Here is a 19,167-nt window from a genome sequence, read left to right as displayed (position 1 = left end):
CGAGGGGCCGCCGTCCGCAGGGAGACGGCGGCCCCTCCTCGCTGCCATGGTGGCCGTATGCGCAGAACGGCGGCGGCACTCGGGGCCACGGTCTTCCTGTTCCTCGCGCCCGGCAGCGTGGTCGTCCTGCTGCCGTGGTGGCTGACCGGCTGGCGGGCGGGCGACTGGTGGCCGCCCGTGCGCGTGCTCGGCCTGCTCCCGCTCGCCGCGGGGGCAGTTGTCCTGCTGTCGGCCTACGTCCGCTTCGTGGTCGAGGGCGTGGGTACGCCGGCGCCGGTCGCGCCGCCCGAGCACCTTGTGGTGGGCGGGCTGTACCGGTACGTCCGCAATCCGATGTACGTCGCTGTGCTTGCGGCGATCGGCGGTCAGGGCCTGCTGCTCGCCCGGCCGCTGCTGTTCGGGTACGGCGCCTGCGCGGGAGGGGCGATGTGGGCGTTCGCGACGTGGTACGAGCAGCCCGCGCTGACCCGCCGGTTCGGCGCCGAGTACACCCGCTACCGGCGCGCGGTGCCGGGCTGGTGGCCGCGACTGACACCCTGGCGCCGGGACTGACGGGCGTTGGCCTGCCCCGAATTGGGTACCCCCTGGCCCATGCGAATCAGCGTGGTGGATGTGGGGTCGAACACGGTCCGGCTGGTTGTGGCGGATGCTCAGGGCGGGGTGCCGCTGCCGGTCCACACCGCCAAGTGGCGCCTGAGGCTGTCCGAACATGTGAGGCCGGGGAGCAGCATTCCCGAGGAGGACATCGACCGCATCGCCGGGGCGGTCGCCGACGCGAGCCGGACCGCGGCCCGCTGGGGGGCGACCGCACCGCTGGCGTTTGCGACCGCGGTGGTGCGTGCGGCTCCGAACCGCCGGGAGGTGCTGCGCACCGTCCGGACCCGGACCGGGGTCGGGTTGTGCACGCTGCCCGGCGAGGTCGAGGCGGAGCTGACTTTTCTCGGGGCGCGGCGCTGGATGGGCTGGCGGTCGGGGCCCCTCGCACTGCTGGACATCGGCGGCGGTTCGCTCGAAGTGGCCTTCGGGCGCGGCCGGTTGCCCGACTTCGTGGCCTCGCTGCCGTTGGGCGCGGGACGGCTGACCCATGAGTTCTTCCACGAGCAGGATCCGCCGCCGCAGGAGCAGCTGCGGGCGCTGCGCCGGAAGGTCCGGCACCAACTGCGGGACGTTGCCGCGCGGATCCGCTGGGAAGGTCCGCGCACAGCGGTGGCCACCTCGCGTACCTTCCAGCAGCTGGGACGGCTGTGCGGAGCGCCGCCCGGGCGCCACGGCCCGTTCGTGGAACGGCAGTTGGAGCGCTCGGACCTACGGCTCGCCATCGGCCGTCTGGCCGCACTGCCGGCCGCCGAACGCGCCGGGCTCCCCGGCATCTCTGCGCCGCGCGCCGCGCAGAGCCTGGCCGGCGCGGTGGTCGCCCACACCTCGATGAAGCTGACCGGCCTCAGAGTGGTCACGATCTGCCCCTGGGCGATCCGCGAAGGCATCCTGCTGCGACAGATCGAGGACGGTAGATCCTGGTGGGCGAAGATCAACAGTCTCGACGAGGCGCCCGCTTCCCCGGATCTGCTGCCTCTGCGCATCGCGGCCCCGACACGCTGAAGCAAGACTCTTCAGCTCCGTTGCGACCGCAAAACGTCAAGCCCCTCCATCACAATTCACCAGGTCGAGTGAACCAGATCTTGCGCTCGGCGTGTCGGGGATGTTCCCCCACCCGCCGGGGTAACTACCGAGATCAAATGCGCCCTTTGCCTAGGTGGAGCGGACATGACGCCGCATGCGCACGACCGCGCTTCCGAACCGCCCGCGGCGAACCCTCATGCCCGCACTCGGGCCGGCAGCCGGTTCACCGTGGTCCTGGTCGCGGGTGAGATCGATCTGGCGACCGCGGAGTTCCTCCAGGAACACCTGGACGCGGCGACCGCGGTGCCGGTCCCGGATGTGCTGGTCGACCTGCGGCAGGTCGAGTTCTTCGACTGCTCGGGCCTGCGTGTGCTGTGCCGGGCCGAGTCGCGCGCCCGGGAGCGCGGCGGCCGGCTCCGCATCGTCTCCGACGCACCCGCCATCCACCGACTGCTGAGCGGTGCGGGACTGCTGGGACGCTTTCCGCCCCTCCCCGCGATCCCCGGGGAGGGGCGGAACTGATGCCAGGAGTCGGCGGGCGGCCCCACTCCGCCCGGCCGACCCCTGGTTCGAGATCGACGGGTACCCCGCGACAAGGGACTCGCACTCCCCAACTGCGCGCCTCTTCAGGTGTGCACGAGGGCTCCGCGATCCCGGTCTCTCAGAACGCGAAGACGCTGTTCCCGTAGGAGTTCTTCACGCACTCGTTGCCGAAGGTCCGTTCGTAGGAGACACGCTGGCCCTGCCAGACGCCGTCGACCGTGACGACGACCGGGTCGTACAGCTTGTTGCACATCACGCCTTCTTGCGCCCTCAGGGCGTCGAGGTCACCGGCGACCCCGCGCAGCTCGGCGCAGGCGAGGGCCGGGGCCGGGTGAGTTCCGGAGGCCGTCGGGGCGCAGCTCAGGGTGACGGCCCGCAGCGGGGTCGCGGCGGCCGCGCTTGCGCCGTGGCCGACGGTGAGCACCAGGGCCGAGGGGGCATAGAGCGAGGCGGGGGCGGCGGCCGGGGCGGCGAGCGCGGCCCCGGTCAGGGGTCCGCTGACGGCAGTCGCCGTGAGGGCGAGGGTGGCTGCCCAGCGCGCGGTGTTCCGCATTGTGTGCATCCTTCCGCAGGATTCGAGGGTGTGCCGGCCCGTTCTGGGTTGGTGCCGGACCGGCGAGCGCGAGTCTGCCGAGTCCGCCGCGGAAACACACCTCGACCCCATGCGTTTCAGTAACCTTGCGTGTTGAAGCAGTGGCGTGAAGTCACGGAATTCGACCGGGTGAACCCCGAAACTGAGCGGTTCTTGATCGCCCGAAGCAGCCAAGTGGCTGATTTCCTGCGCTTCGTTAATAGGCCTGAAACATTCCGGTTGAGCTGTCGGCGGACTCCTCCGCACCCCCTTGCGTTCATCGCAATGGTGAGTAATCGTCATTACATGATTACGACAGAGCAACGAGAGAAGCTACGAGGCTGGTTCGCCGGCCGTCTGCCCGAGGACCTCTTCGAGGAGTTGGCCGAGCTCACGGTCGACCGCGAGGAGATCACCGTGATCGGCCGCATCCCCGCGCCGCGGCTCGCCGAAGGCGCTTCGGACGCCGAACGGGAGGCCGCCGTCCAGGGCCGGATCCAGGAGTTCCGGGAGCGCACCCGGGATGCACGCATCGAAGTGGCCCGCGAGGCCGAACACCGCTTCCGCCGGAAGGTCTCCTGGGGCGTGGAGTGCGGCGGCGAGCGCACCCTGTTCACCCACGTGGCCGCGCCCGTGATGACCCGGCTGCGCCAGCCGGAACGCCAGGTCCTCGACACCCTGATCGCCGGCGGGGTCGCCCGCAGCCGAAGCGACGCCCTCGCGTGGTGTGTGCGCCTGGTCCAGCGGCACACCGACGACTGGCTCGCCGAGCTGCGTGAATCCCTCGAACACGTCCAGCGGGTGCGGGCACAGGGCCCGGACACGGAACCGCAGGACGCCGCCACGGACCGTTCGACGGACACACCGACCGACGACATTTGATGGAGGATTCGTACACTCTCCACGCGAAAGATGGATGAACCGTCCTCTGGCACGGGGCTTGCACACCGCCTTACGGTCGGCAGACCGCCGAGAGGACGGCCGCCCTGCCCGCCGCACACCCTCGCGGCGGCGACCGGCCGTCCACCCCGCCGCGCCACAAAGCGCTCCACCGCCCCGTCCCCGCTGGAGCCACCTTGTCCTCGCCCCCGTCCGACTCCCCCAGCACGCCGCCGTCCCTCACCGAGGTCGAGGCCCACGGCGTCGAGCGCATCCCCGACGCGGACCGCACCGCGACCCCGCTCGACCTGTTCCGGCTCGCCTTCGGCGGCGCCAACACCTTCTCCACCTGTGTCCTTGGCGCCTTCCCGATCCTTTTCGGCCTCTCCTTCTGGCAGGGCCTCGCGGCCACCCTCCTCGGCGTCCTCGCGGGCGCGCTGATCCTGTGCCCGATGGCGGTGTTCGGCCCGGTCAACGGCACGAACAATGCCGTCTCGTCCTCCGCGCACCTGGGCGTGCACGGCCGCGTGGTCGGCTCGTTCCTGTCGCTGCTGACCGCGGTCGCGTTCTTCTCCATCTCGGTGTGGAGCTCCGGGGACGCCCTGGTCGGCGGTGCGCACCGGCTCTTCGGCCTGCAGCGCAGCAACCTCTCGTACGTCGTCGCGTACGCGCTGTTCGCCGGCCTGGTCCTCGCGGTGTGCGTGTACGGCTTCCGGTTCATGCTGTTCGTCAACAAGGTCGCGGTGGCCTCGGCGACCGTGCTGTTCCTGCTCGGCGCGATCGCCTTCGCCGGCGACTTCGACCCGTCGTACGCCGGTGTCTTCACGGATTCGGCGGACGCGGCGACCAGGTCCCTGTTCTGGCCTTCGTTCATCGGCGCGGCCCTGATCGTGCTGTCCAACCCGGTGTCGTTCGGGGCGTTTCTCGGCGACTGGTCGCGGTACATCCCGGCAAGCACCCCGCGCCGGCGGGTGATCGGTGCCGCGTTCCTGTCGCAGCTCGCGACGCTGCTGCCGTTCGTCTTCGGTCTGGCGACCGCGAGCATCCTCGCCGCGAAGGCCCCCAAGTACGTCGATCCGGCGGCCCCCGACTTCGTGGGCGGACTGCTCGCCATCTCGCCGACCTGGTACTTCCTGCCGGTGTGTCTGCTCGCCCTGATCGGCGGCATGTCGACGGGGACGACCTCGCTCTACGGCACCGGGCTCGACTTCTCCTCGGTGTTCCCGCGGCTGTCGCGGGTGCAGGCGACGGTGCTGGTCGGCGTCCTGTCGATCGCGTTCATCTTCATCGGCCGGTTCGGGCTCGATCTCGTCCAGTCCATCTCCACCTTCGCGACGATGATCATCACGTGCACCACGCCGTGGATGGTCGTCATGATGCTGGGCTTCTTCACCCGGCGCGGCTGGTACGACCCCGAGGCCCTCCAGGTCTTCAACCGCCGTCAGCGCGGCGGCCGTTACTGGTTCGCGCACGGCTGGAACTGGCGGGGCATGACCGCGTGGTGGGTGTCCGCGCTCATCGGCGTGCTCTTCACCGACATACCGGGCCAGTTCGTCGGCCCGCTGGGCGACCTCGCGAACGGCATCGACATCAGCCTGCCGCTGTCGCTGGTGGTGGCCGCGGTGCTGTATCTGGCGCTGCTGCGGATCTTCCCCGAGCCGCGCGCCGTGTACGGGCCCGAGGGAGCGCGGCTGGCCCGCACCGTCGAGGTCGCCGTGCCGCCGATCACGGGGCCGGGAGCAGGAGTTGAGGAGCCGGCATCGCTCGGCCGCGCGATCCGGCCTTGATTCTGCAGGAGTCCGGTTTCGGCCCCCGGCCCTGATCGGCGGGTCCGCCCCGGTGGACGGACCTGCGCTTACTCGCCAGTATCGTCGGGGTGCAACGCGTTCTCAGCGACGAGGGGCGGGACGTACCCATGGCCAAGCACTGGGCGGACTTCCAGTACGAGATCTATCTGGGCGGCATGTCGGGCGCCGTACCGAGACTGCCCACCGATCTGACCCGGCTGGAGGAGCTGACCGAGCAGCGGCTCGGCCCCGGGCCCGTCGGCTATGTCGCGGGCAGTGCGGGTGACGGCAGCACGGCGCGTGCCAACCGGGCGGCGCTCCAGCGGCGCCGGATCGTGCCGCGGATGCTGCGGGACGTGCACGAGCGGGATCTGTCCGTCGAGGTGCTGGGCCGCGCGCTGCCCGCCCCGCTGGCCCTGGCGCCGGTCGGCGTGCTGTCGATCATGCACCCGGACGCGGAGTGCGCAGCCGCCCGGGCCGCCGCCGCGCAGGGCGTGCCGTACATCCTGTCCTCGGCGTCCAGCACACCGATGGAGCAGGTCGCGGAGGCGATGGGCGACGCGGAACGCTGGTTCCAGCTGTACTGGGCCAAGGACCGTGAGGTGACGCGGAGTTTCCTGAACCGGGCGAAGGCGGCCGGGTTCACGGCGCTGGTCGTCACCCTCGACACACCGCTGTTGGCCTGGCGGCCCCGCGACCTCGACCAGGCCTATCTGCCCTTCCTGCACGGCGTCGGCACCGCCAACTACTTCTCCGACCCGGCCTTCCAGGCCGGTCTCGCCAAACCGGTGCACGAGGACCCGAACGCAGCCGTGCTGCACTTCGTCGGCATGTTCGCGGACCCCGGCAAGACCTGGCCGGACCTGGCGTTCCTGCGGGAGAACTGGGACGGCCCGATCGTCCTCAAGGGCATCCTGCACCCGGACGACGCCCGGCTGGCCTCCGACGCCGGAATGGACGGCGTGGTCGTCTCCAACCACGGCGGCCGCCAGGTGGCCGGCTCCGTCGCGGCCGCCGATGCGCTGCCCCGGGTGGCCGAGGCGGTCGGCGACCGGCTGACGGTCCTGTTCGACAGCGGCGTGCGCACCGGCGACGACGTCTTCAAGGCACTCGCGCTCGGCGCGCGGGCGGTGCTCCTGGGGCGGCCGTACGTGTACGGGCTCGGTCTCGACGGACAGTCGGGCGTCGAGCATGTGATCCGCTGTCTGCTCGCCGAGTTCGACCTCACGCTCGCCCTGTCCGGACACGCCACGCCCGCCACGATCGGCTCCGCCGACCTCATCGAGGAATCCGTATGACAGCCCCGAAGAACATTCTCGCCGTGATCGCACCGCATGTCGGCGGCCGCGCCGCCGGCGCCGGACTCGCCACGCTCTTCCCCGGTGAGGCGAACGTCACCGTCGTCGAGGCGACCGACGAGGACCCGGCCGCCCTCCGCGCAGCACACGTGATCATCACGGCGCTCTCCCCCGTCACCGCCGGACACCTCGCCGCCGCACCGGACTTGAAGCTGGTGCAGTGCGCGAGCCACGGCTTCGACTACGTCGACGTGGACGCCGCCCGCGCCCGGGACGTACTCGTGTGCAACATCGGCTCCAGCGGCGCCGAGTCGCAGAACGTGGCCGAGCAGACCTTCGCCCTCATGCTGGCGCTGGCCAAGCAGCTGATCCCCGCGCACACGGCACTCGTCGAGGCGGACTGGGCACTGCCCCGTCTGCAGCGCTCCCTCACCGAACTGTGCGGCAAGACGCTCGGCATCGTCGGGCTCGGCGGCATCGGGCAGGAAGTCGCCCGCCGTGCGGTCGCGTTCGACATGAGCATCGTCTACGCCGGTCGCCGCAGGCTGTCCGAGGAGACGGAGGCCCGGCTCGGCGGGGCCCGCCATGTCCCGCTCGACGAGCTGCTGCGCACGGCCGACTACGTCTCCCTGCACGCGCCGCTCACCGACGAGACCCGGCATCTGCTCGACGCCGAGCGGCTCGCGCTCCTCAAGCCGACCGCATTCGTGATCAACACGGCGCGGGGCGCCCTCATCGACCAGGACGCCCTCGCGGACGCGCTGGAGAAGGGCGCCCTGGCCGGGGCGGGCATCGACGTCTTCGACCCCGAACCGCCCACCCCGGCCCTGCGCCTGCTCAAGTCGCCGAACGTGGTGCTCTCGCCGCACGTCGGCGGGGTGACCCGCGAAACGCTGATCCGCATCGCACTGGCCGCCGTGCAGAACGTCGCCGGCTTCCTGGCGGGAGGGCAGCCGCGGGACATCGTGTGCTAGGAGTCGCCCTTCCCTTGGGGGGCGCCCGGTGGGCGCGCCCCCCAAGGGGCGCGGGGCTATGTCGATATGCGTCCGCCGCAGGGCGCGACAAGCCACGACGCACCCGCAGCCGCCAGAATCTCCCGCCCCCGAGCTATCAGGCGCTCTTCTCAAACAACTCCGCAGGGCGAGCCGCAGGCGTCCCCGTCCCCGTGACCGACAGCGAGCCCGGGGTCGCCGTCGCCGTCGGATCGGCCGGCCAGCGTTGCGCCGGGGAGCCGTCGCGGACCTTGACGACGACGTCCGCGCCCGGCTCCCCGGCCGTGGCGGCGAGGGCGAGCTGCTCGTCCCAGCGGGGCAGCAACTCGCCCTGCACGGTGAGGTCGTAGCGGACGTCATCGCCTCGCTTGTCCTTCCCGGCGGCGCACTTGCCGAGGACGGCCACGCCGGCGTCCACGTGCGAGTCCAGACACAGGCCGGGGTCGGCCCCACTGCGCAGCAGACCGTCCTTCTCGAGCGACCACTGCTGGGTGACGGCGTCCGAGCACGCCGCCAGTTCGGTCCCGGCGCCGGCCTTCACCTTGCCCGTGATGTCGAGGCAGAGGTCGGCGCCCGCGTTGCGCAGTCTCGACCGGCCCGGGGCCGTGGGGAGTTGGGCGGTTCCGGGCGACGACTGGGAGCCGACGCCCGGCGCCGTGCCGCCGCCGGCACTGGTGGAGGCGGCCGGGTCGACGCCGTCGTCGTGCGACCACAGGCCGGCCGCGAACAGCGTGGCGAGCAGCCCGGCGGAGGCGACGCCCACCCCGGTCAGCAGCGCCCGCGAGTTCCGCGGCGCCCCTGGCGGCCGGCGTCCGGGCAGCGGGATACGGGGCAGGATGCGCGGGCGTCCGCCGCCGTGCCGCGCGGAGCCGCTCGTGTGCGTTGACTGCCGCGCACGGGCGGGACGGGAGTCGAGGTAGCGGCGGGCGCCCCAGCCGAGCACCGCCTCGGCGAGGAGAACCCCCAAACCGCCCTCGAAATGGCTCAGTTGTTCGGCAGCGGAACGGCAGTAAGGGCACTCCGCCAGATGCTGCTGAACATCCGGCAGCAGGGCCCCGCCCCGGCGAATCGGAACATCGAGGAGACGGTTGTAGAACCGGCAATCCTTGCTCGGCGCGAGTTCCCGATGGGCATGTACACAACCTTCTCGGAATTTTTCACGCGCCTGTTCGAGTGCCACCGACGCGGTGTCGGTATCCATGCCGAGCAGAGCGGCGGGAACGGTTATGGACTCCGCCTCGACCTCGGTGTGCCAGAGCAAGCACCGGGAGAGTCCGGGAAGGGCCTGGAATGACCGCTCGGCGAGCCTGCGGTTTTCGGGCGTCATGGACTTCGTCGTACGTATACCGCGGCCGCCGGAGGGTTTCTGCAGCTCCGGCAGAACACTGGATATCCGGTCCTCGGCGGACCACACGCGGACCGTCTCGCGCACGGCCACCAGCATCCGGGGGCGCAGGGCGAGCGCGGGCTCACCGAGCGCCAGCCGGTCGAGGACCTGGTGGAAGGCGGCCGCCGTCACCATGGAGGCGAGGTCGGCCGGGGAGGCGAGGTCGGCCGGGGAGGCGAGGCAGATGGCCGCGTAGTCGCGGGCGGGCTGCCAGTGCCGGGCCATCAGCAGCGCGACGGATTGGGCGACCTCGCCGTCGGGACGGCCCCTGAGCCGGGTGGCGAGGTACTCGTCGGATTCTCCGGGAACGCCGCCGGGCGGCGGGTAAGGGGGACGAGGTGGGTGGGGGGTGGGCACTGAGCGGATTCCTTCCCACGCGCATGGGACACACAGGAGGGCGTGAATTCAGGTATGTCCGTCCGGCCCGTTTTTCCGATTGGCCGATCGACACCCGGCCATTACACCCCCCGCACGGATAGTTCACCCTTGCACAACACACTCATGGCCAACAAGGCACTTGGGCAACATCCGCCGCTTTGAAGGTTGGTCAGAAACGGCGACAACTCGCCTCACCCGCATGAGCTTTCGTCATTCCATGCGCCCCGTGTGAAACAGGCGCACGCGCCGGAGCACCGCGCACGCTCCCGGCGTGCACCACTCCGTAGTGCACTGGGTAGCGGCCCTTCTCGGAGGCCCTGCGCAGGACGGCGGCTCTCCTGCGCCGCACGGGCCGCCGGCCTTGTTCCTCCCGCCCTCGGTCGGCGGCCCCGGGGGCGGGTCGTCTCGGTTGCGGTCGGCGGCCCTCAGATCTGCCAGGAGCGCAGCCGGTCGGCCGCGCCGTAGACGTCGGCCTTGCCGGAGATCAGATCGCGGGCGAGGTCGACGAGGGCGCCGTAGGGCGGATCGATGCCGACGCCGCTGACGAACATGTACGCCACGGCTGTCGCGCAGGCGAAGCGGGCGTTGGCCGCGGGCAGGGGCTTGAGCAGGGCGAGGGTGTGCAGCAGGGCGGCGGCACGCCAGGCCGGGTCGGAGTCCACGCCGAGGCGGGGCGGGTCCACGCGGTGGCGGGCCACGGCGGCGACCAGGGCGGAGAAGTCGTTGACAGTGGGCTGGTCCGGCAGGACCTCTTCGTGGCGCTGGAGCAGCCAGGGCACGTCGATATGGATGACGGGTGCCATCGGTCAGGCGACCCGCCCCTCACCGGCGTGGGCGGGTTCGTCGTCGGGGAAGGCGGCGGCGAACTCGTCGGCATGGGAGGCGAAGAACCGGCGGAACGCCTCCGCGCCCTCCTGCAACGCACGGTGCCGGGCTATGTCCGCCGCGGCCGCCTCGCGCACAAGGGCCTTCATCGACGTACCGCGCTCCTTGGCGATCTGCCGCAGGTCCTCTAGTTCGCGGTCGCTGAACTCGACATTCAGAGCTGGCATGCCTTCACGGTACCGCCGGGGTACTCACTCGTAAATAGTCGCTGGTCACAGCACCTTTTCGACGGTACCTCCAGGGGCCGGACCCGGCTGAGGACCATGTCCGTTTCCCGCCGGTTCCGGGAGGCCCGGCGCAGCAGACTGGAGCCATGAAGACGTACACGAAGATCGACAGTCCGGTGGGTGAGCTGCTGCTGGTGGGCGAGGGCACGGCCCTCACCTCGCTGTCCCTGCCGGGGCAGCGCAGCGCGCCCGTCGTCCGTGACGGCTGGCGACGCGACGACGAGGCGTTCGGGGAGGCCACCCGGCAGCTCTCCGCCTACTTCGCGGGCCGGCTCCCCCGCTTCGAGCTGAGCCTCGCCCCCGAGGGGACCGAGTTCCAGCAGCGGGTGTGGCAGGCGCTCGACGAGATCCAGTACGGCACCACGACGACATACGGGGAGCTCGCCGCGCGGCTCGATGTGCCGAGGTCCGAGATCAGGGCCCTGGGTGCCGCGATCGGCGCCAACCCGCTACTGATCGTCCGCCCCTGCCACCGCGTGATCGGCGCCGACGGTTCGATGCGCGGATACGCGGGCGGCGTCGAGGCCAAGGTGCGGCTGCTCACCCACGAGGGTGCGCTGCAGCCGATGCTGGGGTGACGGGAGGGGACGGCATGACTCTCACCGAGGCTCAGGCCCGCAGCCGGGTCGCCGGCACCGGCTGGGCGGCCCTCGCCGCCGAGTTGGACGTGCACGGCAGCGCGCCGACGGGGCCGCTGCTGACGCCCGCCGAGTGCCGTGACCTGGCCGCGCTGTACGAGAAACCGGAACTGTTCCGGACCACCGTCGACATGGCACGGCACCGCTTCGGTTCCGGCGAGTACCGGTACTTCACCCACGACCTGCCGGCACCGGTGGCCACCCTGCGAGCCGCCCTCTACCCGCGGCTGCTGCCGATAGCGCGGGACTGGGCGGCGCGGCTGGGCCGTCCGGCGCCCTGGCCGGACTCCCTCGAGGAGTGGCTGGCGGCGTGTCACGCGGCCGGACAGGACCGGTCGGCGCAGATCCTGCTGCGGTACACCGAGGGCGACTGGAACGCCCTGCACCGTGACGTGTTCGGCGACATGCTCTTCCCGCTCCAGGTGGTCGTCGGCCTCGACGAGTACGGCAGCGGCTACACCGGCGGTGAGTTCCTGATGGTCGAGCAGCGGCCGCGGGCCCAGTCCCGGGGCACCGCGACCCCGCTCCGGCAGGGCCACGGGCTGGTCTTCACCACCCGGGACCGGCCGGTGCGGACGCGGCGCGGCTGGTCGGCCGGAGCGGTGCGGCACGGTGTGAGCACCGTACGCTCCGGCCGCCGGCATGCGCTGGGCATCGTCTTCCACGACGCGTGAGCGCTCCGCCGCGGGGCCGCGAGCCGTCGATCGCCCGCGGGCCCGTCGTGGCTTGTCGCGCAGTTCCCCGCGCCCCTTCAGGGCGCCTCAGGCCCCGGACCACAGTCCCCTGCGGCGGTAACTCCCCTGCCAGAACAGGCGGTTGAGAACTCGTACCGGTGGCGGCAGGGCGCCGAGGAAGCGGTCACGGTCCGCGGGCGGGGTGCCGTCGACGATCCACGGTACGAACACCGAGGCACCGCGCAGGCCCTGCGTCTCGCGGATGCGGCCGGTGAAGGCGGCCCAGTCCGCGGCCGTCAGGACGTCCTGCATCAGCGGCAGGGCGCTGTCCTCCTCGTGCTTGAGGTGGTCGTCGAGGGTGGCCGTCAACGCCCTTACGAGATCGGGCAGTTCGGGCGCCTGGTCGTCCAGAGCGGTGTCGACCGCAGCCAGCAGCGGGTCGATGCGGGAGTGTTCCGCCTCCATGTCGTCCAGCAGGGCGAGTTCCCGCGGGCGCCCCGCGACGCGCTCCCGCACGCGCGGCCACAGGTCGCTGTCCTCCGCGGTGTGGTGGATGTGCAGCTGGTGCGTGAAGTTCTCCCATCCGGCGCGCACGCCGGGGGTGTGCGCACGGCCCTGGGCGACGGCCTGCGCGAGGCGTTCCAGGTCGCGTCGGAAGGCGTCGTGGGAGGCGTACATGGCGGTGAAGTCGATACTCATCGGGCGGCTTCCTCCAATTCGGTCTCGTTGATCGGCAGGGCATGGGGGTTGGCGGACGGGCCGCGGTGGCGTCGTACGGCGAGACAGGCGAGCGCTCCGGCCAGCAGTACGGCGGCCGACACGTACACGGCGGGGCCCATCGCGTCGACGAAGCCGTGACCGAAGACCTGTCCGCCGAGGGCGCGCATGCGCTCGGCGACGTCCTGCGGCACCCCGTGCGGCGCGCCGCCCTGCTGCCGTGCGCCGACGTCCGACTCGGCCTTGGAGAAGGCGGCGACGAAGGAGTCCCGGTAGGCGGCGGGCAGCCGTCCGGCGCTCTCGCGCGCCCGGTCCGTGAGCGCGGAGGCGAGCTGGTTCTGCAGCACGGCGCCGACGACGGCGCCCGCGAGCACCGAGCCGACCTGCCTGAGCGCATTGGTGACGCCGGAGGCGGCTCCGGCCAGCCGCGCCGGGACGCCCCGCATGACCTCGGTGGCGAAGGGCGCGAAGGTGCAGCCGATGCCGAGCCCGGTGAGGAAGAGCGGCAGTGCGATGGCGAGCCATCCGGAGCCCACGTCGGCGACGGTCACGACCCAGGTCAGCCCACCCGCCCAGGCGAGCACCCCGCTCATCAGGATGTACTTGCCGCCGACCTTGTCGGACAGTGCTCCGGCGGGCCCCGCCGTCACGAACGAGCCGAGTGCCACGGGCAGCAGCACCAGACCGGACTTGAGGGCGCTGAAGCCGAGGACGGACTGCAGGTAGATCGTCAGCGGCAGGAACATGCCGACGATGCCGAAGGCCACCGTGACGCCTACGAGGTTGACCAGGGTGAAGTTGCGGTCCCGGAAGAGCGCGAACGGGACGAGGGGTTCGTTCGCCTGCTGGCCGCGCTCGTGCAGCAGGAAGGCGGCGAACAGGACGGCGGCCAGCGTGAACAGGCTCCAGATCCAGCGGTTCCAGTCGTAGCGCTGGCCCTCGGTGAGCCCAAAGGCCAGGCAGAACAGGGCAGTCGAGGCGAGCAGGACGCCGAGGGTGTCGAAGCGGTGCCGGACGGTGCGCTTCGCGCCGGGGATGATCGCGAGGGTCATCAGCAGAACGACCGCCCCGATCGGCAGGTTGACGTAGAAGATCCACCGCCAGCTGAGGTGGGTGATCAGCGCCCCGCCGAGGATCGGGCCGAGCGCGCCGGAGGCACCCGCGACGGTGCCCCAGATGCCCATGGCCACCCCGCGCCGGTCGGCCGGGAACACCTCGGCGATGATCGACAGGGTCTGCGGCATCAGCAGCGCCGCGCCCAGCCCCTGCACTGCCCGGAACGCGATGAGCTGGGCGGGGTCCCGGGCGAGGCCGCAGGCGAGGCTCGCCAGGGTGAACAGGGCGACCCCGGCGGCGAACAGGTTGCGTTTGCCGCGCAGGTCGCCGAGGCGCCCGCCGGTGATCAGCAGGACGGCCAGCGCCAGCGTGTAGGCGTTGACGACCCACAGGATCTCGTCCAGGGACGCGTTCAGGTCCTCGCCCAGCTGCGGGATCGCGATGTTCACGATCGTCAGGTCGAGCAGCGTCATGAAGAACCCGAGGGAGAGGGTGATGAGGATCGCCCACGGGTTGCCGTGCCATTTCTTGAACACGATGTCGGTCTCCTTGCGGTCGGACTCGTGTCGGACTCGCGTTCAAGAGGGCGGGGCGGCGGGCGGGTGTGACACGGCGGGGAATTGCTGAGATCTAGGTCACATTCAGCCGGCGCCATGTCACATTCGCCCCCCTCCCGGCCCTCGAAGTAGTGAGCGCGGCACCGGGGAGGCCACACATGACGCACAGCACCGGAAGTCCGGTCACCGACGAGGCGACCGATGTCTTCATGAACCATCGGGAGCTGCTCTTCGGCCTCGTCTACAACATGCTGGGCAGCGTCGCCGACACCGAGGACGTGCTGCAGGAGACCTGGCTGGCGTGGTCGGGCCGGGGCACCGACGGGATCACCAACCCGCGCGCCTACCTGGTCCGCATCGCCGTCAACCAGGCCTTGCAGCGGCAGGCCGTGATCACCCGCCGCCGCGAGACATACGTCGGCCCGTGGCTGCCCGAGCCACTGGTCGCCGACGAAGCGAGCGCCGACGACCCGGTCCTGCGGGGCGAGTCCGTGTCCCTGGCGATGCTCGTGGTCCTGGAGGCGCTGACCCCGCTGGAGCGCGCGGTGTTCGTCCTGAACGAGGTGTTCGGCTACGCCCACACGGAGATCGCGGACATCATCGACCGCACCCCGGCGGCCGTACGGCAGCTGGCGCATCGCGCACGGGACCATGTGCTCGCCCGCCGGCCGCGCTACCGGGCGCACCCGCGCGTCCGACAGGAGGCGACCGAGCGGTTCGTGCGGGCCGCGCTCGGCGGGGACCTGGCCGAGCTGATGGAGATCCTGGCGCCGGACGTCACGGTGTGGACGGACGGCGGCGGCAACCGCAAGCCGGCGGGGCTGCGCCCGGTGCACGGCCGGGACAAGGCGGTCCGCCTCATCACCTCGTACGCGGCGCGGCGCGGTCCCCAGCAGCTCGACCTGCGCTACCGCAGGGTCAACGGCGACGACGCCGCGGTGCTGTTCCAGGGCGACTCGCCGTACGCCGTGATGGTCATGGACCTCACACCCGAGGGCGACCGGGTGAACGGCGTCTACATCGTCACCAACCCCGACAAGCTCACGCACGTGCACAAGGACGACGACGAGGAGGACGAGTGACAGCCACGGACACATCGGGCCGGGGCGAGCGCGTTGCCGACTGGCTCGACGGACGCCTCGGCATCCACTCACTGGGCAGGAAGTACCTGCGCAAGGTGTTCCCGGACCACTGGTCGTTCCTGCTCGGCGAGATCTGCCTGTACAGCTTCGTCGTGCTGGTCCTGACCGGTGTGTACCTCACCCTGTTCTTCCATCCGTCGATGAACGAGGTGACGTACCACGGCAGTTATGTCCCGCTCAACGGCGTGCGGATGTCCGAGGCGTACGCCTCCACGCTGCACATCAGCTTCGACGTGCGCGGCGGGCTGCTGATCCGTCAGCTGCACCACTGGGCGGCGCTGGTCTTCGTCGCCGGGATGCTGACGCACATGATGCGGCACTTCTTCACGGGTTCGTTCCGCAAGCCCCGTGAGATCAACTGGCTGTTCGGCTGGCTGCTGCTGTTCCTCGGCCTGTTCGAGGGGCTGTTCGGCTACTCGCTGCCGGACGACCTGCTGTCGGGCACGGGTCTGCGCTTCGTCAACGGCGCCCTGCTGTCGGTTCCGGTCGTCGGGACGTATCTGTCGATGTTCCTGTTCGGCGGCGAGTTCCCCGGCCACGACATCGTGGCCCGTTTCTACTCGCTGCACGTCCTGCTGATCCCCGGCATCATGGCGGCGCTCGTGGTGGCGCACCTCATCCTGGTCGTCCACCACAAGCACACGCAGTTCGCGGGGCCGGGGCGGACCGAACGCAACGTCGTCGGCACGCCGTTCATGCCGGTGTACCTGGCGAAGGCGGGCGGGTTCTTCTTCCTGGTCTTCGGCGCGCTGAGCCTCATCGCGGCGGTGGCGACGATCAACCCGGTCTGGGTGTACGGCCCCTTCCGCCCCGACCAGGTCTCCACCGGCGCGCAGCCCGACTGGTACCTGGGCTTCGCGGAGGGTCTGGTCCGGGTGATGCCGGGCTGGGAGATCACCCTGTGGGGCCACACGCTCGTCCTCGGCGTACTGATCCCAATCGTGGTCTTCCCGCTGCTCCTCGTCTTCATCGGGATCTACCCGTTCCTGGAGGCGCGGGTGACCGGCGACAGACGCGAGCACCACCTTCTGGACCGCCCGCGCAACCGTCCCGTCCGCACGGCGATCGGGTCGGCCTGGATCAGCCTCTATCTGATCCTGCTGGCGGGCGGCGGCAACGACATCGTGGCCACCCGTCTGCACCTGTCGATCAACACGGTCACCTGGACGGTCCGCGTCGCGGTGTTCGTCCTGCCGGCGGTCGTCTTCGTCGTCACCCGCCGCATCTGTCTGGGGCTGCAACTCCGGGACGCGGAGCTGGTGTTGCACGGCCGGGAGACCGGCCTGATCAAGCGGCTGCCGCACGGCGAGTACGTCGAGGTGCACCAGCCGCTCGATCAGGCCGAGCTGCACACCCTCACCGCGCACCGGCGGCAGGGGGAACTCGTGGAACACAAGCCGCAACCCGAGCTTGTGGACCACGAGTCGCAGCCCTGAACAGCCTCAGCCCTGGTCCGCCACGAACGACGCCATCCGGGCCAGGGCCGCGTTCCAGTTGATGGCCGTCTCGTTCGTCGACCAGGACTGGATGTCGTCGATGTAGCAGAACTGACCGACACAGCCCTGGAGTTTGCTCTGTGCGTAGGGATCCTGGATGGACGAGTTCGGCCCGCCCGCCAGGGTTCCGTGCGGCGGGTTCGGCAGCTTCGGGTCGAGCTCGTGGGCGTACCAACGGCTGTGCTGGTTGTGGGAGTTGACCTCGCCGTAGCCGGTGACGTACGAGATGTTCAGCGCGTTGCGGCCGAGGATGTAGTCCATGCTCTGGACCGCGCCGTCCCGGTACTTGGCGGCACCCGAGATGTCGTACGCCGTCGCCAGGACGACGGCGTTGTTGAGGATCTGGTGGCTGGAGCCCCAGTCGTAGACGTTGTTGTCGGGTGCGTACGGCATGCCGTACGGCTGTGACTTCAGGGTGGCCAGGTAGCGCTCGGCGCCCTTGACGACGGACTGGCGGATCTTGTCTCGGCCGGGCAGTTTGCTGGGCACGGTGGCGAGGTCGAGGCGGCCCGCCGCCGCCGTCCTTCCCCAGTCGAAGCCGAGCGGGCCGAAGATGTCGGCCGTGTTCACCGGGGAGTTGCGCACGTAGTCCGCGAACTCCTTCTCACCCGTGGTCAGATACAGCTCGGCCGCCGCCCAGTAGAACTCGTCCGTCGCGTTGGTGTCGTCGTAGGCGCCGCCTCCGGTGCCGTCACTGGCGGAGGCGTACATGGCGGGGTGCGCGAGCGCCGCCGTCCAGGCCTTGCGGGCGGCCGTGAGGGCCTTCGCCGCGAAGGCGCGGTCGTAGGGGCGGTAGAGGCGGGCCGCCTGGGCGGCCGTGGCCGCCAGGTTGAGGGTCGCCTGGGTGGACGGCGGATGCAGTTCACGCTTCTGCGGGTCGTCACTGGGCAGCAGGGGCAGGCCGGTCCATTGTTCGTCGTGGATCTTGTGATGGGCCATGCCGGCCAGCGGCTGCCCGTCGGGAACCTGCATCTTCAGCAGGAACTCCAGCTCCCAGCGGGCCTCGTCGAGGATGTCGGGCACCTTGTTCGCGCTCTCCGGGACGGCGAGGGTGCCGTCACGCAGCTTCTCCGACTCCCCGGTGCGGGCGAGCAGTTCGCGTTCGTACGTGCTCAGCAGCTCCCAGGTGGCGATGCCGCCGTTGACGACGTACTTGCCGTGGTCGCCGGCGTCGTACCAGCCGCCGGTGACGTCGAGCGTGTAGTCGCACACGCCCGGCTGACAGGGAACGTGGTCATCGCCTTGGTTCGGCGCCACATTGAGGTGCCCGGCGGCTCGGCCGTACCCGGGCCGCAGGTCGTCGCGGATCGCGATGCCGCTGCGCTGCGTGTAGTAGTACTTCACCGAGTCGAGGCGCAGTTGCTCGTAGGCGCCGGTGCCGATGTCGAACGGGCGGCTGGTCTCCCCGTCTGCGACCAGCGTGAGGCCCTTGCCCTGTCTGCGGTAGTCACCGAAGTCGATCGAGTGGACGTTCTGCCCGGAGGAGACGTCGACCCCGCGCGGCACGGTCCAGCCGTGGTCGACCGTCGCACCGTCGGCGTCCTTGAGCTGCCAGGGCAGTTTCCCGGTGGCGTCGGTGACGAGGGTGGCGTTCTTGGGCCCGGAGGGCAGATAGGCGACCTGGTTGACGCGCACCCGCGGTCCGGTGTCCGGCTGGTACACCTCGGGCGGGACACCGCCGAGCAGCGATATGTCGTCCATACAGAATCGCCAGGCGTCCGCGCTGCCACCGGCCTGGAAGGCGACCTGGCCCTGGGTGGTGTCAACGGGTGAGGTGAAGGTGTACGAGTACGTGTTGCCGGAGACGCTCAGCTGCGGGCTCACCTCGAAGTAGGTGGTGTAGGGCGCCACTTGGAGCCCCACGACCGCCCGCACCACGTGCGCCTCGGGCGAACCGGTCGCGGTGAAGCTGAACTTGTACGACTCCCCCTTGGCCAGGGTGACGTCGTTCTGGCCGACGGCGGCGTCCCAGCGGTTGGTGGTGCCGCCCGGCACGTCCGCGCAGAGCTGTCCGCCGGACAGGCCCGCGGTGACGTTGGTGGTCGTCCACCAGGGCGCGGTGGTGGTGTCGAAGGTGCCGTTCTTCAGTTGCTCGACCTCGTCGGCGGCGGCCGGATGGGCCGGCACCCCCGTCAGCGCCGTCCCCAACAGGGCCGTCAGGGTCAGCAAAATGGTTCTGCGTCGTTTCACGTCTGGGCTCCTCGGGCTGAGGTACGGGTGACGCTCGCCGGACCCAACGGGGTGGGAGCGCTCCCAGATGCGGACGCAGCTCATGCTTGTCGGCGCCATGACACTCCGTCAACGGTCCGGACGGGACTGG

At 70.8% G+C, this 19,167-nt stretch carries 18 protein-coding genes; 11 read left to right on the top strand and 7 right to left on the bottom strand.

Going from position 1 to position 19,167, the window contains the following annotated elements; genetic code table 11:
* Nucleotides 1-57: 57 nt before the first annotated feature.
* The 3 genes from IH68_RS0121680 (at nt 58) to IH68_RS0121670 (ending at nt 2,142) form a co-directional block, all read left to right on the top strand.
* Nucleotides 58-552: a methyltransferase family protein gene (locus IH68_RS0121680; protein ID WP_030937726.1), complete on the top strand. Its 495-nt coding sequence runs from the start codon at nt 58-60 to the stop codon at nt 550-552.
* Nucleotides 553-591: 39 nt separating this feature from the next.
* Nucleotides 592-1,599 carry a hypothetical protein gene (locus tag IH68_RS0121675; RefSeq protein ID WP_030937724.1) on the top strand — a complete coding sequence of 336 codons (1,008 nt, stop codon included), beginning with the start codon at nt 592-594 and terminating at the stop codon, nt 1,597-1,599.
* A 165-nt stretch (nt 1,600-1,764) separates the two neighbouring features.
* Nucleotides 1,765-2,142, top strand: a complete 378-nt coding sequence (locus IH68_RS0121670) for an STAS domain-containing protein (protein WP_030937722.1) — start codon at nt 1,765-1,767, stop codon at nt 2,140-2,142.
* 139 nt (nt 2,143-2,281) lie between these two features.
* Here IH68_RS0121670 and IH68_RS0121665 read toward each other — a convergent pair whose 3' ends face one another.
* The gene (locus IH68_RS0121665; RefSeq protein ID WP_030937721.1) at nt 2,282-2,716 is read right to left on the bottom strand and encodes a protease inhibitor; all 435 of its coding nucleotides are present in this window, start codon (nt 2,714-2,716) and stop codon (nt 2,282-2,284) included.
* A 324-nt stretch (nt 2,717-3,040) separates the two neighbouring features.
* Between IH68_RS0121665 and IH68_RS0121660 the strand changes: the two genes are divergently transcribed.
* From IH68_RS0121660 to IH68_RS0121645, 4 genes are all read left to right on the top strand, one after another.
* A complete protein-coding gene (locus tag IH68_RS0121660; protein ID WP_030937720.1) occupies nt 3,041-3,616 on the top strand; it encodes a hypothetical protein in 576 nt (191 codons plus the stop codon).
* Nucleotides 3,617-3,810: 194 nt separating this feature from the next.
* On the top strand, nt 3,811-5,400 hold the full coding sequence (locus IH68_RS0121655) for a purine-cytosine permease family protein (RefSeq protein ID WP_030937719.1): 1,590 nt from the start codon (nt 3,811-3,813) through the stop codon (nt 5,398-5,400).
* 128 nt (nt 5,401-5,528) lie between these two features.
* On the top strand, nt 5,529-6,698 hold the full coding sequence (locus IH68_RS0121650) for a lactate 2-monooxygenase (protein ID WP_030937718.1): 1,170 nt from the start codon (nt 5,529-5,531) through the stop codon (nt 6,696-6,698).
* Nucleotides 6,695-7,672, top strand: coding sequence for a 2-hydroxyacid dehydrogenase (locus IH68_RS0121645; protein WP_030937716.1), 978 nt, complete (start codon nt 6,695-6,697; stop codon nt 7,670-7,672). The genes IH68_RS0121650 and IH68_RS0121645 overlap by 4 nt, the downstream gene beginning before the upstream one ends.
* 136 nt (nt 7,673-7,808) lie before the next feature.
* On the opposite strand, the gene IH68_RS0121640 is transcribed toward IH68_RS0121645, so the two are convergent.
* The 3 genes from IH68_RS0121640 to IH68_RS0121630 form a co-directional block, all read right to left on the bottom strand.
* Nucleotides 7,809-9,434 (bottom strand): RICIN domain-containing protein, encoded by a 1,626-nt coding sequence (locus IH68_RS0121640; protein ID WP_030937714.1) that lies wholly within the window; start codon nt 9,432-9,434, stop codon nt 7,809-7,811.
* A 446-nt stretch (nt 9,435-9,880) separates the two neighbouring features.
* Nucleotides 9,881-10,258: a hypothetical protein gene (locus tag IH68_RS0121635; protein ID WP_030937712.1), complete on the bottom strand. Its 378-nt coding sequence runs from the start codon at nt 10,256-10,258 to the stop codon at nt 9,881-9,883.
* 3 nt (nt 10,259-10,261) lie between these two features.
* Nucleotides 10,262-10,507, bottom strand: coding sequence for a hypothetical protein (locus IH68_RS0121630; RefSeq protein WP_030937710.1), 246 nt, complete (start codon nt 10,505-10,507; stop codon nt 10,262-10,264).
* A 146-nt stretch (nt 10,508-10,653) separates the two neighbouring features.
* Between IH68_RS0121630 and IH68_RS0121625 the strand changes: the two genes are divergently transcribed.
* Both IH68_RS0121625 and IH68_RS0121620 read left to right on the top strand, forming a co-directional pair.
* Nucleotides 10,654-11,145 carry a methylated-DNA--[protein]-cysteine S-methyltransferase gene (locus IH68_RS0121625; RefSeq protein WP_030937708.1) on the top strand — a complete coding sequence of 164 codons (492 nt, stop codon included), beginning with the start codon at nt 10,654-10,656 and terminating at the stop codon, nt 11,143-11,145.
* 14 nt (nt 11,146-11,159) lie between these two features.
* Nucleotides 11,160-11,879 (top strand): 2OG-Fe(II) oxygenase, encoded by a 720-nt coding sequence (locus IH68_RS0121620; RefSeq protein WP_030937706.1) that lies wholly within the window; start codon nt 11,160-11,162, stop codon nt 11,877-11,879.
* Nucleotides 11,880-11,966: 87 nt separating this feature from the next.
* On the opposite strand, the gene IH68_RS0121615 is transcribed toward IH68_RS0121620, so the two are convergent.
* Both IH68_RS0121615 and IH68_RS0121610 read right to left on the bottom strand, forming a co-directional pair.
* Nucleotides 11,967-12,578: a hemerythrin domain-containing protein gene (locus IH68_RS0121615; RefSeq protein WP_030937703.1), complete on the bottom strand. Its 612-nt coding sequence runs from the start codon at nt 12,576-12,578 to the stop codon at nt 11,967-11,969.
* The gene (locus tag IH68_RS0121610) at nt 12,575-14,188 is read right to left on the bottom strand and encodes a DHA2 family efflux MFS transporter permease subunit (RefSeq protein WP_030937701.1); all 1,614 of its coding nucleotides are present in this window, start codon (nt 14,186-14,188) and stop codon (nt 12,575-12,577) included. The genes IH68_RS0121615 and IH68_RS0121610 overlap by 4 nt, the downstream gene beginning before the upstream one ends.
* Nucleotides 14,189-14,367: 179 nt before the next feature.
* Between IH68_RS0121610 and sigJ the strand changes: the two genes are divergently transcribed.
* A complete protein-coding gene (sigJ, locus tag IH68_RS0121605) occupies nt 14,368-15,291 on the top strand; it encodes an RNA polymerase sigma factor SigJ (RefSeq protein WP_030937699.1) in 924 nt (307 codons plus the stop codon).
* Nucleotides 15,288-16,787 (top strand): cytochrome b, encoded by a 1,500-nt coding sequence (locus IH68_RS0121600; RefSeq protein WP_030937697.1) that lies wholly within the window; start codon nt 15,288-15,290, stop codon nt 16,785-16,787. The genes sigJ and IH68_RS0121600 overlap by 4 nt, the downstream gene beginning before the upstream one ends.
* A gap of 6 nt (nt 16,788-16,793) precedes the next feature.
* Here the strand turns inward: IH68_RS0121600 and IH68_RS0121595 are convergent, their stop codons facing one another.
* Nucleotides 16,794-19,037 (bottom strand): glycoside hydrolase family 9 protein, encoded by a 2,244-nt coding sequence (locus tag IH68_RS0121595; RefSeq protein WP_030937695.1) that lies wholly within the window; start codon nt 19,035-19,037, stop codon nt 16,794-16,796.
* Nucleotides 19,038-19,167: the final 130 nt, after the last annotated feature.

The sequence above is a fragment of the Streptomyces sp. NRRL S-646 genome (genome assembly GCF_000720765.1).
Taxonomy (GTDB): domain Bacteria; phylum Actinomycetota; class Actinomycetes; order Streptomycetales; family Streptomycetaceae; genus Streptomyces.
The sequence above is the reverse complement of the archived record's forward strand: the minus strand, read 5'-3'. Positions and strand labels throughout refer to the sequence as shown.

What these genes read in the sequence shown, in the direction of transcription:
- IH68_RS0121680 (WP_030937726.1), top strand. Translation starts at nt 58, where the DNA reads ATGCGCAGAACGGCGGCGGCACTCGGGGCCACGGTCTTCCTGTTCCTC.
- IH68_RS0121675 (WP_030937724.1), top strand. Translation starts at nt 592, where the DNA reads ATGCGAATCAGCGTGGTGGATGTGGGGTCGAACACGGTCCGGCTGGTT.
- IH68_RS0121670 (WP_030937722.1), top strand. Translation starts at nt 1,765, where the DNA reads ATGACGCCGCATGCGCACGACCGCGCTTCCGAACCGCCCGCGGCGAAC.
- IH68_RS0121665 (WP_030937721.1), bottom strand. Translation starts at nt 2,716, where the DNA reads ATGCGGAACACCGCGCGCTGGGCAGCCACCCTCGCCCTCACGGCGACT.
- IH68_RS0121660 (WP_030937720.1), top strand. Translation starts at nt 3,041, where the DNA reads ATGATTACGACAGAGCAACGAGAGAAGCTACGAGGCTGGTTCGCCGGC.
- IH68_RS0121650 (WP_030937718.1), top strand. Translation starts at nt 5,529, where the DNA reads ATGGCCAAGCACTGGGCGGACTTCCAGTACGAGATCTATCTGGGCGGC.
- IH68_RS0121645 (WP_030937716.1), top strand. Translation starts at nt 6,695, where the DNA reads ATGACAGCCCCGAAGAACATTCTCGCCGTGATCGCACCGCATGTCGGC.
- IH68_RS0121635 (WP_030937712.1), bottom strand. Translation starts at nt 10,258, where the DNA reads ATGGCACCCGTCATCCATATCGACGTGCCCTGGCTGCTCCAGCGCCAC.
- IH68_RS0121630 (WP_030937710.1), bottom strand. Translation starts at nt 10,507, where the DNA reads ATGCCAGCTCTGAATGTCGAGTTCAGCGACCGCGAACTAGAGGACCTG.
- IH68_RS0121625 (WP_030937708.1), top strand. Translation starts at nt 10,654, where the DNA reads ATGAAGACGTACACGAAGATCGACAGTCCGGTGGGTGAGCTGCTGCTG.
- IH68_RS0121620 (WP_030937706.1), top strand. Translation starts at nt 11,160, where the DNA reads ATGACTCTCACCGAGGCTCAGGCCCGCAGCCGGGTCGCCGGCACCGGC.
- IH68_RS0121615 (WP_030937703.1), bottom strand. Translation starts at nt 12,578, where the DNA reads ATGAGTATCGACTTCACCGCCATGTACGCCTCCCACGACGCCTTCCGA.
- sigJ (WP_030937699.1), top strand. Translation starts at nt 14,368, where the DNA reads ATGACGCACAGCACCGGAAGTCCGGTCACCGACGAGGCGACCGATGTC.